Raw genomic sequence first — 14,890 nt, 5'->3', positions numbered from 1 at the left:
GCGTCCTTAGAGAGTCGCCACGCGCCGCTGCACGAAACGATCAACGTAATCGTCGGCGGGCGAGTAGAGGATTTCTTTCGGCGTGCCAACCTGAATCAGCCGACCGTCCTTGAGAATGGCGATGCGGTTACCGATGCGCACCGCTTCGTCGAGGTCGTGGGTGATGAACACGATGGTTTTCTTCAGGCTCGACTGCAGCTCCAGCAACTGGTCCTGCATCTCGGCGCGAATCAGCGGATCGAGTGCGCTGAACGCTTCGTCCATCAGGATGATGTCGGTGTCAGCCGCCAGCGCCCGTGCCAGGCCGACGCGCTGACGCATGCCGCCGGAAAGCTGATGCGGGTACTTTTTCTCGTAGCCCTTCAGGCCCACCGTGGTGATCCAGTGCTGCGCGCGCTCGGCGCATTGCGCTTTGCTTTCGCCACGAATGGTCAGCCCGTAGGCGACGTTATCGATCACGGTCTTGTGCGGCAGCAGACCGAAGCTCTGGAACACCATGCTGATCTTGTGCCGACGGAAGTTGCGCAGCGCTTCCATGTCGTAGGTCAGGATGTTCTCGCCATCGACCAGGATCTCGCCGCTGGTGGGATCGATCAGGCGATTGAAGTGGCGCACCAGGGTCGATTTGCCGGAGCCCGACAGGCCCATGATCACGAAAATCTCGCCGCTGGAAATGGACAGCGACAGGTCGTTCACCCCGACCACGCAGCCGGTCTGCGCCAGGACCTGATCCTTGCTCTGGTTGTTCTGCACCATGGCCAGCGCATCTTTCGCGCGGTTGCCGAAGATCTTGTACACGTTCTTGACGACGATTTTGCCGCCCGTGTTCTCTGGAACGCCCGCGCTCAGTGGATTGCCCGAGCTCGCTGGATTAATAGTCTCGACGCTCATTTGTTCGCCTCATGCCGTGGACGGCCGTAGGCCTGCGTAATACGGTCGATCACGACCGCCAGGATGACGATGGCCAAACCTGCTTCCAGGCCACGACCGACGTTGAGGGTCTGGATGCCGACCAGCACGTCTTCGCCCAGACCGCGGGCACCGATCATCGAGGCGATCACCACCATCGACAGCGCCATCATCGTGGTCTGGTTGATCCCGGCCATGATGCTCGGCAGGGCCAGGGGCAGCTGCACGCCGAACAGTTGTTGCCAGCGGTTGGCGCCGAACGCGTTGATCGCCTCCATAACCTCGCCATCGACCTGACGAATGCCCAGATCGGTCAGGCGAATCAGCGGCGGCGCGGCATAGATGACTGTGGCGAAAATCGCCGGGACCTTGCCCAGGCCAAACAGCATCAGCACCGGAATCAGGTACACGAAGCTGGGCATGGTCTGCATGATGTCCAGCAGCGGCATCAGCACCGAGCGCAGGCGATTGCTGCGCGCCGACAGAATGCCGAGCGGTATGCCGATGATCACCGAGATCAGCGTGGCGACCAGCATCAGCGCCAGGGTCTGCATCAGCTTGTCCCACAGGCCCACGGCACCGACCAGGAACAGCAGGCCGACGATGACCACCGTGGTGGTGATCTTGCGGGTCGCGTGCCAGGCGATCAGGCCGACGATGGCCAGCAGCAGCCACCACGGCGCAATGCGCAGCAGGCCTTCGAGCTTGACGATGGCCCACAGCAGCGTGTCGGAGATATGCCGGAACACGTCGCCGTAGTTGGTGACCAGCTTGTCGACCCAGTCATTGACCCAGTCGGCGATGGAGAACGTGAAGCTTTCGGGAAACATATCGTTATCTCATTCAAATACTGCGTGCGGATCCGTGCTCAGGTGCTGCCCGATTCGGATGCCGCCGGATCGCGCGGCACCCGGATCGAGCTCTTACAACGAAGCATCCACCTTCTTCGCCGCATCCTCGCTCACCCACTGATGCCACACTTCCGGGTGTTCCTTGAGGAAGATCTTCGCCAGCTTCGGCGACTCGATACGTTCCTTGGTCATGCGCGCCAGATTCTGGTTGAGCAGGTCGATCGGGATGTTGACCTTCTCCATCACCGACACCAGTTCAGGCGCCTGCTCGTGGAATGCCTTGGACAGGCCGACCTTGATCTCGATGGTCTTGTTCACGCCGTCTTTCTCTTCCAGGCGCACCATGTCCACCTGGCCCATCAGCGGCGTTGGCGACCAGTAGTAAGCCAGGATCGGCTCGCCACGCTTGTAGCTGGACAGAATCGCCGCATCCAGCGCCGGGCCGGTGCCTGGGCGGAAGTTGGTGTATTTGCTTTCCAGGCCGTAGCTTTTCAGCATCTCGCTGTTTTCCAGCTCGCAGGTCCAGCCCGCCGGGCAGTTATAGAAACGGCCTTTCTCCGGCTCCTCGGCGTCCTTGAACAGCGCTGAGTATTTGCCCAGGTCGGCGATGGACTTCAGGTCAGGCGCCTTGGCTGCCAGCTTGCGCTTGGCGTCGCCTTCGATCACGTAACGCGGCACGTACCAGCCTTCCACCGCGCCCTTCACCGGCGAACCGACGCCGACCACTTTGCCGGCGGCTTCAGCCTTGTTCCACACTTCGCTGCGACCGACCCACTCTTCGGCAAACACTTGAATATCATTGGTGCTCAGGGCGTTTTCCATGGTGATGGAGTTGCCCGGCAGGCTGTCCGTTTCGCAGCCATAACCCTTGTTCAGGACAACTTGCAGTACATCGGTCAGCAGCATCGCGCTTTCCCAGTTCAGGCCGGCGAATTTCACCGGCTTGCCGGACTCGCACCATCCCGCCGCCTGACTGGCGCCACTGGCGAGCACGCCGACGGTGAGCAACGTGGATAGCAGGGCTTTTTTCGTGTTCATTGAGTGACGCTCCGGTCTTGTAGTGGATGACGGCAGTAACGAAAACAGATGGCGTCCAGCCGTGGGGAGAGGCACTTGTCGGCCTCGTCCCGCTTCTCTCTCCAGCATGCCCCCTGCAACAGACGTGCAGGACGAACGGTCAGTTCACCGGCACGTGCGCAGGGGCAACGGTGCCACTTGCCTGAGGCGCCCCCGAATCCGTCGGCAGGGTCAGGCGATCGGCCACTTTGCCGGGCCACCTCTTCGCCGCCACGTAGTACAGCACAGCCGGCACGATGAGGCCGATGATCCACGAGATGTCGGTGTCATCGAGGCTCGCCACCAGCGGCCCGGTGTAAAAATGCGTGGAAATGAACGGCATCTGAATCAGCACGCCCACCACGTAAATCCCGATGCCCATCCCGTTCCAGCGGCCATAGCGACCGTTCGGGTCCGACAGCGCGGGAATGTCGTAGCGCTCTTTGGTGATGCAGTAGAAATCCACCAGATTGATCGCGCTCCACGGCGTGAAGAACGCCAGCAGAAACAGGATGAAGGCCGAGAAGTCCTTGAGAAACGAGTCCTTGCCCAGCAGCGCAAGCGCCGTCGCGATGCCGACCATGGCGAAGATGTACGTCAGCCGCAGCGCGCTGGAGATGTGCCGGTTGCCGCGAAAGCCGCTGACGATGGTGGCAATGGACATGAAGCTGCCGTAGGCGTTGAGCGTGGTGATGGTCACCTTGCCGAACGCGATGCTGAAATACAGCGCGGCGGCCACCGCGCCGGTCCCGCCGAGGCCGACGATGAACGAGACCTCGTGATGGGCGAAGTTCTTGCCGGCCAGCGCCGCCGCGAACACGCCGAAGACCATGGACGCCTGCGCGCCGATCACCGAACCCAAGCCCACCGCCCAGAAGGTTTTGCCAGCCGACGTGCTGCGCGGCAGGTAGCGCGAGTAGTCCGCGACGTAAGGGCCGAAAGCGATCTGCCAGGACGCCGATAGGGAAATCGCCAGCAGGAAACTGCTCAGCGAGAAGTGCTTGTTGCCCAGCAGCGCGCCTACGTCGTTGCCCGCCAGCAGCGCGGCGAACAGATAGACGAAGGCAATCACGCCGATGAGGCTGGCGACACGGCCGATCATGTGGATGACCCGGTAGCCCAGAATGGTCAGTACCACGATGGCGGCGGCGAAGATGACCACGCCCTGCCAGTCCGGCACGTTAATCAGTTGCGCCACCGCCTGGCCTGCGAGCAGCGAGCCGCTGGCGGAAAACCCGATGTACATCAGGCACACCAGCACCAGCGGAATTACCGCGCCGTAGACGCCGAACTGCACCCGGCTGGAAATCATCTGCGGCAGGCCGAGCTTCGGTCCTTGTGCCGCGTGGAGCGCCATGACGCCACCGCCGATGAGCTGACCGATGAACAGCCCGATCAACGACCAGAACACATCGCCGCCCAGCACCACGGCCAGGGCCCCGGTGACAATCGCGGTGATCTGCAGGTTGGCGCCCAGCCATAGGGTGAACTGGCTGAACAGACGACCGTGTCGTTCGGCATCAGGGATGTAATCGATCGAACGCCGCTCGATCACGGAAGCAGGTGCAGCACGATCATCTGGAACAGCCATCTCAAACATCCCCTCAAGCGAGTGTCGGCACGCGTAACTGCAGAATGCATCCCTCTGTAGGAGTGAGCTTGCTCGCGAAGAGGCCGGTACAGACGACGCATCACCTGCGTCTGGGCCTAAGCATTCGCGAGCAAGCTCGCTCCCACATGGGCTGCGAGCAACCCGGGCATTGATCAGTTATTGATCATCGGCAGGTTCAGACCCTGCTCTTTGGCGCAGTCGATCGCGATCTGATAACCCGCATCGGCATGACGCATCACACCGGTGGCCGGGTCGTTGTGCAGGACGCGGGCGATGCGCTCGGCGGCTTCATCGGTGCCGTCGCAGACGATGACCATGCCCGAGTGCTGCGAGAAGCCCATGCCGACGCCGCCGCCATGGTGCAACGAGACCCAGGTCGCGCCGCTCGCGGTGTTGAGCAGGGCGTTGAGCAGTGGCCAGTCGGACACGGCGTCGGAGCCGTCCTGCATCGATTCAGTCTCGCGGTTCGGGCTGGCGACGGAGCCGGAGTCCAGGTGATCGCGACCGATGACAACCGGCGCCGACAGCTCGCCGCTGCGGACCATTTCGTTGAACGCCAGGCCCAGCTTGGCGCGCTGACCCAGCCCGACCCAGCAGATACGTGCCGGCAGACCCTGGAAGCTGATGCGCTCACGGGCCATGTCCAGCCAGTTGTGCAGGTGCGCGTCGTCCGGGATCAGCTCTTTGACTTTGGCGTCGGTCTTGTAGATGTCTTCAGGATTGCCCGACAGCGCGGCCCAGCGGAATGGACCGACGCCACGGCAAAACAGCGGACGAATGTAAGCGGGCACGAAACCGGGGAAATCGAAGGCGTGGGTCACGCCGACTTCCTTCGCCATTTGACGGATGTTGTTGCCGTAGTCGAACGTCGGCACGCCCATTTTCTGGAACGCCAGCATGGCCTCGACGTGCTCGGCCATGGACTGCTTGGCGGCCTTGACCACAGCGGCAGGCTCGGTGGCGGCGCGCTCGCGGTACTGCTCCCAGGTCCAGCCTTTTGGCAGGTAGCCATTGAGCGGGTCATGGGCGCTGGTCTGGTCGGTAACCATGTCCGGGCGCACGCCACGGCGGACCATTTCCGGGAGGATCTCGGCGGCGTTGCCGCACAGGGCGATGGAGATCGCCTTGCCTTCGGCGGTGTATTTGGCGATGCGGGCGAGGGCGTCGTCGAGGTCAGTGGCTTGCTCGTCGACGTAACGGGTTTTCAGGCGGAAATCGATGCGGCTCTGCTGGCATTCGATGTTCAGCGAGCAGGCGCCCGCCATGCCGGCGGCCAGCGGCTGTGCGCCGCCCATGCCGCCAAGGCCTGCGGTCAACACCCAACGGCCTTTAAGATTGCCGTCGTAATGCTGGCGACCGGCCTCGACGAAGGTTTCGTAGGTGCCCTGAACGATGCCCTGGCTGCCGATGTAGATCCAGCTGCCGGCGGTCATCTGGCCGTACATCGCCAGGCCTTTGGCGTCCAGTTCGTTGAAATGCTCCCAGCTCGCCCAGTGCGGCACCAGGTTGGAGTTGGCGATCAGTACGCGCGGTGCGTTGCTGTGGGTCTTGAACACGCCGACCGGCTTGCCGGATTGCACCAGCAGGGTTTCGTCGTCATTCAGGTTCGTCAGGCTTTCGACGATCTTGTCGTAGCATTCCCAGTTGCGCGCTGCACGACCGATACCGCCATAGACCACCAGTTCGTTCGGGTTCTCGGCGACTTCCGGGTCGAGGTTGTTCATCAACATCCTCAACGGTGCCTCGGTCATCCAGCTCTTGGCCGTCAGCTGAGTGCCACGGGCTGCGCGGATTTCCACATCGCGGCGTTTGGTCCATTGCTGAGCAGGGGTGTTGTGGTCAGTAGTCACTTAACAATCCTCGATGATCAATCCGGCCGGGACGCGGGGTCCGTGACGAATGTGGGAATAAGTTCTGCATGAGCGTCGCTGCTGTGATCCGAACCGGGCGTGGACGCCTTTTATCGACTCATGCTTACTTGTACATACAAGCATATGCAACCAAGGGGCCAATGTTGGTTTTGCAGGTGCAGAAATCCCGTTGGCCCGCTCTGCGTCGGGCTTGCCAAGATTTCAGGTGCAAGGAGGGTTACGGATGCAAAGAAGATGAAACGAAGGAAATTGTTACTTTTCGGTGCGAACGCCCCAGCTCAGTGCGCGAATTGGGTAACAGAACGTCGTGTGCAGATATCGCTGCCGACACCTGACCTGTGGGAGCGAGCTTGCTCGCGAAGAGGCCCGTACATCCGCCAAATTCTCTGCGGCTGATACACGGTCTTCGTGAGCAAGCTCACTCCCACATGATCGGTAGCGCTGGGTATATCAGGGTAGTCTCAGTGCTAATCAGTGCTGCGCGAGCTTGCTGCGCAACAGCCACACCCCGGCAAGCGCCGACGCGATCGAACCCAGCAACACGCCCACTTTCACTTCATCGATCAGATGCGCGGCGCCCGGGAAGGCCAGGTTGCCAATGAACAGGCTCATGGTGAACCCGATCCCGCAGAGCAGGGCCACGCCATACAGCTGCGGCCAGTTGCTGCCTTCTGGCAGGGTTGCCAGGCCGGAACGGATCGCCAGCACGGCTGCGAGAAACACGCCGATCTGCTTGCCGACGAACAACCCCAGTGCCACCCCAAGCGGCACTGGATCGACCAGATTGCCGAGGGTGATGCCCGACAGGGACACGCCCGCGTTGGCGAAGCCGAAAATCGGCACCACCGCGAACGCCACCCAGTAGTGCATTTTTTCTTCAAGGAACAGCAGCGGCGAGCGGGCTTCTTCCTTGGGCGTGCCCAGCGGAATGCACAGCGCCAGCGCTACACCAGCCAACGTCGCGTGCACGCCGGATTGCAACACGAAGAACCACAACAGCAGACCGAGCAGCAGGTACGGCAGCAATCGCTGCACGCCCATGCGGTTCATGATCACCAGCACGGCCAGCGTCGCGAAGGAGGCACCGAGCATCGGCATGTTCAGGCCGCTGCTGTAGAACAGAGCGATGATAGTGACGGCGCCCAGGTCATCGAGAATCGCCAGTGCGGCCAGAAACACCTTTAACGACGTCGGCACCCGCTTGCCCAGCAACGAAAGCACGCCGAGAGCGAAGGCGATATCGGTGGCCGCAGGAATTGCCCAGCCGCTCAGGGTTTCGGCGTTGCCCATGTTGATGCCGATATAGATCAGCGCCGGCACCAGCATGCCGCCCGCTGCCGCAAAACCGGGAAGCGCGCGCTGACCCCATGTGGCAAGGCCACCGGCCAACACTTCGCGTTTGATTTCCAGACCGACCATGAGAAAGAAGATCGCCATCAGCCCGTCGTTGATCCACAGCTCGATGGACAGCCCGCCCCACACACTGTGCAGTGCGGCGAAATACGAGGGGGCGAGGGGGGAGTTGGCAACGATGATTGCCGCGAGGGCAGCGCCCATCAGCACAAGGCCGCCTGCCGACTCCGATGAAAGAAAACTGGCAAGAATGGCGAGGGCTCGGGGGCTTTCTTTATTGTTGTTGAGCGTCGTCATGGTCGTCCCTGTGCTGGCGAAAAAAAACGCAATCTACCACAGGGACGGCGGGACTCAGACGCGTGACAACTCGATCACGCACACGCGACTGGCGCGAGGGGCGTAGAGCACAACCTCCAGCAGCCCGCCTGCAGCGTTGTCCAATTGCAGGCAATCGTGTTTTTCCAGCCGTTGCGGCGGATGCTCGCCGACATTGGCGGCCATCTGCTCGGCCGCGCTGAATACCACGAACATGTTGGCCGAACTGAAAAACCGCTGCGGCTGCATCACGTCGATCCACTGCAGGCGCGCGCGGTAGCGGACGGGCGAGTAAATCAGGTTGAAGTCGCGTATCGGGCCGTCGAGCAGCGTGCATGACACTGCGCTGTCGCCGCTGAACGCGAACGGATCGGACGGCAGCAGTGGCTCGCTGTCCTTGCCATCGATGTTCAGCGTCATGCCTGCGCCTTGCAGCACCGTGATGATGCGCTGATAACCGGCGAACACCGAAAAGCCGCCCGACTCACCGATGTCGGCAATCGACAGCCGCCAGCCGAAACCCTCCAGGCCTTCGCCGGCATCGCGAGTGATTTCCTCGGTGCTGCCGCCGCCGTTTTTCCAGGGCATGCGCGGGTAGTCAGCAGCGCGCAGAACAGTCAGTTGAGTCATTTGCTGAAGCGTCCTTCCAGCCGGTGGCGTGAGCCGGGATGAATCAGGCGGGCGGCAGTCACCGGTTGGCGCCCGGACCAGGTGCGCCGACGCACCAGCAGGCACGGCTCGCCCTTCTCGATCTGTAGCAATGTGCACTCGTCGGGTTCGGCGAGAATCGCCTCAACCACGTGCTCGCCTTCGGTCAGCGGCGCGACCTGAGACAGATAGGCGTAGGGCGTTTGTTGGGTGAAATCCTGCTGCAGGTAGTCCGGCGCGACGAGGGCGTTAACGAAACGGTCCTCGATTTGCACGGGGATATCGTTTTCGAAATGCACGATCAGCGAATGAAACACTCGCTGGCCTTCACGCATGTCCAGCGCCAGCGCGCGTTCGGAACCAGCGGCTTCTTCCGTGAGGATGATCACCTGGCAGGTGTGGGTATGTCCGCGGGCGGCGATCTCATCGGCGATGTTGTGCACTTCGAACAGTGCCGATTGGGTCTTGGGCTCGGCGACGAAGGTGCCGACGCCCTGCATGCGCACCAACAGCCCTTCGGCGGTCATCTCGCGCAGGGCACGATTGATGGTCATGCGGCTGAAGCCCAGTTGCGTCACCAGTTCGCTCTCGGACGGCACGCGGTGGTGTGGCGGCCAGGTGCCGTTCTGAATCTGTTGGGTGATCATGTGCTTCACCCTGGCGTACAGCGGCGCCGGACTGTCACCCATCTGGGAGGCCAGCGGCAAATTGGCAGGCGGAGTCGGCACAGAGAAATCCTTGTTATGGCGTTATTCAGGCGAAAGAGGTTACAGCGTCCACGCTAACCATTAACAGGTGTGCCGACAAGCGCGGCGCAGTTTACCGGCCGTATAAACGTCTGTATATGTATAGACAATTTCACGCAAGGGGTGCCGAGTCATGTCCGTTTTCTTTGCCGAACGCGCGCTATTGCCCACCGGCTGGGCCAATAACGTTCGTTTCGAGGTCAGCGCCGATGGCCTGCTGAGCCAAGTTCAAGCCGATGCCGAACGCGCTGGCGCCGAGCTGCTCAACGGGCCGGTCGTGCCGGGCATGCCCAATCTGCACTCCCACGCCTTTCAGCGTGCCATGGCGGGCCTCGCGGAAGTGGCCGGCAATCCCAATGACAGTTTCTGGACCTGGCGCGACCTGATGTATCGCCTCGTCGGGCAGATCAGCCCGCAGCAGCTCGGCGTCATCGCGCGCCAGCTGTACATCGAAATGCTCAAGGGCGGTTTTACTTCGGTTGCGGAGTTTCACTACGTCCATCAGGACACCACCGGCAAGCCCTACGCCGACCCCGCCGAGCTGGCGCTGCAGGTCAGCCAGGCGGCGAGTTCGGTCGGCATCGGCATGACCCTGTTGCCGGTGCTCTACAGCCACTCCGGTTTCGGCGGCCTGAACCCGAACGAAGGACAGCGCCGATTCATCAACAGCACCGACAGTTACCTGGACCTGCAAGCACGTCTTAAGCCCGTCATCACCACCCAACCTGCCCAGGCGCTGGGGCTTTGCTTTCACTCATTGCGCGCCGTGACGCCGCAGCAGATCAGTGACGTGACGGCCGCCAGCGACACCCATTGCCCGATCCACATTCATATCGCCGAGCAGCAAAAGGAAGTCGACGATTGCCTGGACTGGAGCGGTCGCCGGCCATTGCAGTGGCTGTATGAAAACGTCGATGTCGACGCGCGCTGGTGCCTGGTTCATGCGACCCATGCCGAGCCTGACGAAGTGGCGTTGATGGCGAAAAGTCGTGCGATCGCGGGATTGTGCCTGACCACCGAAGCGAACCTGGGCGACGGGATTTTCCCGGCGGTGGATTACATCGCTCAGGGCGGGCGCTGGGGTATCGGCTCTGATAGCCATGTGTCGCTGAGCGTGGTCGAAGAGCTGCGCTGGCTCGAATACGGTCAGCGTCTGCGCGATCAGCGCCGTAACCGCCTGTACCGGCCTGATCAGCCGATGGTCGGGCGCACGCTATACGACGCGGCGCTGGTGGGCGGTGCCCAAGCGATGGGCCAACCGGTAGGTGCGCTGGAAGTGGGCAAACGGGCCGACTGGCTGGTGCTGGATGGCAATGACCCTTATCTGGCAACGGCGTCTGGCGATGCCATTCTCAATCGCTGGCTGTTCGCCGGGAGTGATCGTCAGATCAAGGATGTGATGGTCAATGGCCGCTGGGTGATCCGCGACGGCCACCATGCCGATGAAGGGCAGAGCAGCCGTGCGTTCGCTCAGGTGCTGAGGGAATTGCTGGGCTGAACATGTGTGCAGAGGCAAAGGGCCCCTTCGCGAGCAAGCTCGCTCCCACAATTTTGTGTCCACAGGTAGAACTGCGGCGCTGTCATGTTTCATGAGAGTGAGCTTGCTCACGAACGACCGAACAGGTCAGTCCTTTGCCTTGCCCACTTTCGAATCCGCCACCCGCCAGATCAGCTTGGTGGTGTCGTAGCCCTGTTGCTGCGCTCTCATCAGCAGGTCGTTGCGCACTGCATCCGGCACTTGAGGCGTGCGCGACAGCAGCCAGAGGAACTTGCGGTTCGGACTGCCCACCAGCGCCACCTTGTAGTCGGGGCTCACGTGCAGGACCCAGTAATCGCCCTTCGCCACGCCCGGGAAGAGGTTCGAGAACCAGTTGTCGAACACGACCCACAGCTTGTCGGTCTTGCCCTGAACCTGCGGTGAAGCCGTTCCGGTTGCTTGCTCCCACTTGCCCTCGATCGTGCGGCAGCGGTTGGTGACAGCGATGTTGCCATCGTCCTTCAGCGTGTAATGCGCTTCGGACTGCGCGCAGTTGCGCTGGAAGAACATGGGCAGCCGCGCCACTTCGTACCACGTGCCCTGATAACGCTTGAGATCAACATGATCAACCGTCTTCGGCGCCATGGATTCAGTTTCTGGCTTAACCGCACAGGCGCTGATCCACAATGCTGCCAGCGCCACGGCGCCGATTTTCAATCCCTGACGAATATTCATTCAAGCCCCTGCGCCGAGAACAGCACGACCTTGTCGGCGGCGTATTGGACGCTGATGAAGGTCTTCGCATCGCCCCACGTGCAACTGGACATTCCCAACGCGCCGGAGCATTCGGTCGGACTGCCGAGCAGTTGCTCGACTTGGGCCTTGGGCATGCCGGCAGAGATTTTCGAGTAATTTTCCTGAGTGACCTTGCTGCAGGCCGCCAGCAATACGCAGAACGACAACACCGCGAGAGTGCGCAAAGACATGAGATGAAGCTCCTGAATCGAGGGGGAGAGCAGCGTCGCAGCGCCGCCCTGATGCCGCAAGCTTAGAAGAAAAAAGGGGAGGACTGGTTCCGAGGAAGAGATTTTCCCGCTCGGCCCGACAGCGCGCGGGTTGTGCAGCAAAAGTAATCCCTGTGGGAGTGAGCTTGCTCACGAAGACGGAATTTCAGCCGCATAAAATTCAGCGGATGTTCTTGCCCGCCTTCGAAAACAGTGAAGCGCCACCCAAGTCACTTCCACATAACCGGGTCCTGCAGAAAAGAAATGGCCGCCAAAGGCGGCCATCCAGGACGTTACTCTTTGTGATACGCCGTTGCGCGTTCGACTTCTTCTTTCGAACCCAGGAACACCGCGACGCGCTGGTGCAGGCCTTCGGGCTGGATGTCGAGGATGCGCTGATGGCCATCGGTCGACGCGCCACCGGCCTGTTCAACCAGGAACGACATCGGGTTGGCTTCGTACATCAGGCGCAGCTTGCCCGGCTTGGAAGGCTCGCGGGAATCGCGCGGGTACATGAACAGGCCGCCACGGGTCAGGATACGGTGTACATCAGCGACCATCGCCGCGACCCAGCGCATGTTGTAGTTCTTCTTCAACGGACCGTCTTCGCCGGCCAACAGCTCTTCGACGTAGCGCTTGACCGGGGCTTCCCAGTGACGCTGATTGGACATGTTGACCGCGAATTCCTGAGTGGACTCCGGGATCTTGATGTCTTCGTGGCTGAGGACAAAGCTGCCCATCTCGCGGTCCAGCGTGAAGCCTTTGACGCCGTCACCCAGGGTCAGCACCAGCATGGTCTGCGGGCCGTAGATGGCGTAACCGGCGGCGACTTGCTGGGTGCCTGGCTGCAGAAATGCCTTCTCGTTCAGCGCTTCGTTCTGGCTCAGGTACTCGTTCGGGCAGCGCAGCACCGAGAAGATCGTGCCCACCGGCGCGTTGATGTCGATGTTGGACGAACCGTCCAGTGGGTCGAACACCAGCAGGTAGGCGCCTTTCGGGTATTTGCCGGGAATCTGGTAGGCGTTGTCCATTTCTTCGGAGGCCATGCCGGCCAGGTGACCGCCCCATTCGTTGGCTTCGAGCAGAATCTCGTTGGACATCACGTCCAGTTTCTTCTGCACTTCACCCTGCACGTTTTCGGTGCCCATGCTGCCGAGCACGCCGCCCAGGGCGCCTTTGGATACCGCGTGGCTGATCTCCTTGCACGCACGCGCCACCACTTCAATCAGAAAGCGCAGATCGGCAGGGGTGTTGTTGGTGCGGGTCTGCTCGATCAGATAACGACTCAAGGTAACGCGGGACATGGAGAGCTCCGAAATGGGGGATAAAAACGCGCACAGTCTAGCGTGAGCGGAGATTTAATACTGCCTGTCAGACCGGTTAGGTAGTGATTCAGTTCACGGGCTACATCCAAGTGGGACCGGCTTTAGCCGGGAAGAGGCCAGTGTGAACACCGCAAATCTTGCAGCGTGACGACCGACGCCTTCCCGGCTGAAGCCGGTCCCACAAGGGATCGTCGCGACCCGGTCGCATCGTGTGTACGTTAAGCGTAACCCGATCGGGGTGACGAGTCGGCGGGCATCGTCTGCAATTTTTTCGATGCCGGGTCGATTCAGCGTCATCACCCCGACACTTATAATTTGGCGCCTCGATTGGCGCGTTATTTTGCGCGTTACTTGCTACGAGACCCGCGCAGTGTGCCAAGCGCCATCCAGGCCAGAAAAACCACGCCGAGTATCAGCACGGCCCACAAACCGATGCGTTTCAGGTCAGGACCACTGGCCTCCACAGGTGCAGCCGCAGCAGCCGGCGCGACCGGTGTGGAGGCCATGGACGCACTGCCCAGCGCCGCCAGTTTCTCGGGGCTGACACCGGGAATCAGCGTCGCCAGTGGCAGCGCCGCGCTTTTCACCGTGGCATTGCCGACGGCCAGGCTGTAAGGCGGCGCGCCGCGGCCGAGAAACACCAGTTGCGTGGCGCGCACGGCAAAACTCAGCGTAGGCGCGTCAATGCCCAGGCCGCCGCCACGGTCATCGACCTCAAGTTTCAGCTGCTGCACGACATTGCCCGGCAGCTCCATTTCATCCTGCACAACGTCCTGACCGTTCTGGCTGAGCCGATAAAGCAGGCCATTGTCGATCAACTGCCATGGCGCGTTGCTATCGCGACGCCCATACAGCGTGGCGGGTGCGAGGCTGTTGGGTTGCGCGATGTCGATCCGCATGCGTTCCAGCGGCAGGGCCACCGGCAATTGCCACACATACACGCCCGGTTTTTCGACGCGTCCATTGATGGCCGGTGACCAGCTCAACGGCAGCACACCGGGTTGCGTGCTGATCAGTTGCACGGCGTTCAGCGTGGGCGCGGAAAGCGGCGATTTCCACAGCAAGCGCAGATAGCGGGCGCTGCGCCCCGGCAGATTGACGACGCGCTGCTCAACCAATTCCTCGGCAAATGACAGCCTCGCCACCTGACCATCGCCCCAGCGTTGCCAATGCTGGAGGTCGTCGCTGGCCTCGATGCTGAAGCGCTGAAAACCGTCGCGCTCGCTGCTCCAGTCCAGAGTCAGTTGATCCAGCGGCGCGTTGATCGCGCTGGTGTCGAGCAACCAGCCGCGCAGAATTTCTTCGCCCGCCTCGATCTCGCCCTGGGGCTGAACCTCCACCAGCGTGCCGTTGGGCGTGCGCTCGACGCGGATTTTCGGCTCGGCGTCTTTCGCGCCATCGCTGTTGTACAGCGGGAACCACTTCACCGAGACCGGGCTGGCGTCGGCGGCACGCTGAGGCGGGCTTTGAGTGATCGCGTAGGGCTGGGCCTGGCCGTCCGCATTGAAAACGCGCACATCGTTGAGATTGCTCTGGCGCGCGTTCAACTGCACGCCGAGGGGCAATTCCAGCCGATACCAAGGCCCTTCACCGCTGACGGTCAGGGGCGCATGGGTGGTGAAATCATCCGGCAGATCCTCCGCCTGACTGAGCGACGCCGCGCACAGCAGCGAGCCCAGCAACGGGACAAGCAGGGCAGCCTTGATGACGAACTGACGACTCA

At 61.7% G+C, this 14,890-nt stretch carries 13 protein-coding genes; 1 reads left to right on the top strand and 12 read right to left on the bottom strand.

The features are described 5' to 3' along the window. Positions 1-6 precede the first annotated feature (6 nt). From ACYASU_RS21470 to hutC, 8 genes are all read right to left on the bottom strand, one after another. Positions 7-891 carry a quaternary amine ABC transporter ATP-binding protein gene (locus tag ACYASU_RS21470; protein WP_244655849.1) on the bottom strand — a complete coding sequence of 295 codons (885 nt, stop codon included), beginning with the start codon at positions 889-891 and terminating at the stop codon, positions 7-9. Then, positions 888-1,739, bottom strand: coding sequence for an ABC transporter permease (locus tag ACYASU_RS21465; RefSeq protein ID WP_037016142.1), 852 nt, complete (start codon positions 1,737-1,739; stop codon positions 888-890). Before ACYASU_RS21465 ends, ACYASU_RS21470 begins: the two co-directional genes overlap by 4 nt. Before the next feature lie 93 nt (positions 1,740-1,832). Continuing rightward, entirely contained in the window at positions 1,833-2,798 is a 966-nt protein-coding gene (locus tag ACYASU_RS21460; RefSeq protein ID WP_463583971.1) for an ABC transporter substrate-binding protein, read from the bottom strand. A gap of 139 nt (positions 2,799-2,937) precedes the next feature. Then, entirely contained in the window at positions 2,938-4,407 is a 1,470-nt protein-coding gene (locus tag ACYASU_RS21455; protein ID WP_463583970.1) for a purine-cytosine permease family protein, read from the bottom strand. A gap of 173 nt (positions 4,408-4,580) precedes the next feature. Further along, positions 4,581-6,278, bottom strand: a complete 1,698-nt coding sequence (gene hutU, locus ACYASU_RS21450; RefSeq protein WP_346629417.1) for a urocanate hydratase — start codon at positions 6,276-6,278, stop codon at positions 4,581-4,583. Positions 6,279-6,770: 492 nt separating this feature from the next. Further along, positions 6,771-7,949 carry a Na+/H+ antiporter NhaA gene (gene nhaA, locus ACYASU_RS21445; RefSeq protein ID WP_463583969.1) on the bottom strand — a complete coding sequence of 393 codons (1,179 nt, stop codon included), beginning with the start codon at positions 7,947-7,949 and terminating at the stop codon, positions 6,771-6,773. 54 nt (positions 7,950-8,003) lie between these two features. Further along, on the bottom strand, positions 8,004-8,597 hold the full coding sequence (locus ACYASU_RS21440) for a HutD/Ves family protein (protein WP_463583968.1): 594 nt from the start codon (positions 8,595-8,597) through the stop codon (positions 8,004-8,006). Continuing rightward, entirely contained in the window at positions 8,594-9,304 is a 711-nt protein-coding gene (gene hutC / locus ACYASU_RS21435) for a histidine utilization repressor (RefSeq protein ID WP_192171477.1), read from the bottom strand. The genes ACYASU_RS21440 and hutC overlap by 4 nt, the downstream gene beginning before the upstream one ends. A gap of 190 nt (positions 9,305-9,494) precedes the next feature. Between hutC and ACYASU_RS21430 the strand changes: the two genes are divergently transcribed. Continuing rightward, on the top strand, positions 9,495-10,859 hold the full coding sequence (locus ACYASU_RS21430) for a formimidoylglutamate deiminase (protein ID WP_463583967.1): 1,365 nt from the start codon (positions 9,495-9,497) through the stop codon (positions 10,857-10,859). A gap of 126 nt (positions 10,860-10,985) precedes the next feature. Here the strand turns inward: ACYASU_RS21430 and ACYASU_RS21425 are convergent, their stop codons facing one another. The 4 genes from ACYASU_RS21425 to ACYASU_RS21410 form a co-directional block, all read right to left on the bottom strand. Then, entirely contained in the window at positions 10,986-11,483 is a 498-nt protein-coding gene (locus ACYASU_RS21425; protein ID WP_463583991.1) for a lipocalin family protein, read from the bottom strand. Between the two features lie 86 nt (positions 11,484-11,569). Beyond that, positions 11,570-11,824 (bottom strand): outer membrane protein assembly factor BamE domain-containing protein, encoded by a 255-nt coding sequence (gene bamE / locus ACYASU_RS21420; protein WP_192171240.1) that lies wholly within the window; start codon positions 11,822-11,824, stop codon positions 11,570-11,572. Between the two features lie 311 nt (positions 11,825-12,135). After that, positions 12,136-13,146, bottom strand: coding sequence for a class 1 fructose-bisphosphatase (locus ACYASU_RS21415; protein WP_192171239.1), 1,011 nt, complete (start codon positions 13,144-13,146; stop codon positions 12,136-12,138). A gap of 368 nt (positions 13,147-13,514) precedes the next feature. Next, on the bottom strand, positions 13,515-14,861 hold the full coding sequence (locus ACYASU_RS21410) for a DUF3999 domain-containing protein (protein WP_463583990.1): 1,347 nt from the start codon (positions 14,859-14,861) through the stop codon (positions 13,515-13,517). Positions 14,862-14,890 lie beyond the last annotated feature (29 nt).

The sequence above is a fragment of the Pseudomonas sp. HP_12 genome, assembly GCF_055283955.1.
Note: the sequence above shows the minus strand (reverse complement) of the source record. Positions and strands in the feature narration are given on the sequence as shown.

Coding starts and splice junctions, on each gene's coding strand:
- nhaA (WP_463583969.1), bottom strand. CDS start 7,949: ATGACGACGCTCAACAACAATAAAGAAAGCCCCCGAGCCCTCGCCATT.
- ACYASU_RS21465 (WP_037016142.1), bottom strand. CDS start 1,739: ATGTTTCCCGAAAGCTTCACGTTCTCCATCGCCGACTGGGTCAATGAC.
- ACYASU_RS21425 (WP_463583991.1), bottom strand. CDS start 11,483: ATGGCGCCGAAGACGGTTGATCATGTTGATCTCAAGCGTTATCAGGGC.
- ACYASU_RS21455 (WP_463583970.1), bottom strand. CDS start 4,407: ATGGCTGTTCCAGATGATCGTGCTGCACCTGCTTCCGTGATCGAGCGG.
- ACYASU_RS21430 (WP_463583967.1), top strand. CDS start 9,495: ATGTCCGTTTTCTTTGCCGAACGCGCGCTATTGCCCACCGGCTGGGCC.
- ACYASU_RS21440 (WP_463583968.1), bottom strand. CDS start 8,597: ATGACTCAACTGACTGTTCTGCGCGCTGCTGACTACCCGCGCATGCCC.
- ACYASU_RS21470 (WP_244655849.1), bottom strand. CDS start 891: ATGAGCGTCGAGACTATTAATCCAGCGAGCTCGGGCAATCCACTGAGC.
- bamE (WP_192171240.1), bottom strand. CDS start 11,824: ATGTCTTTGCGCACTCTCGCGGTGTTGTCGTTCTGCGTATTGCTGGCG.
- ACYASU_RS21460 (WP_463583971.1), bottom strand. CDS start 2,798: ATGAACACGAAAAAAGCCCTGCTATCCACGTTGCTCACCGTCGGCGTG.
- ACYASU_RS21415 (WP_192171239.1), bottom strand. CDS start 13,146: ATGTCCCGCGTTACCTTGAGTCGTTATCTGATCGAGCAGACCCGCACC.
- hutC (WP_192171477.1), bottom strand. CDS start 9,304: ATGGGTGACAGTCCGGCGCCGCTGTACGCCAGGGTGAAGCACATGATC.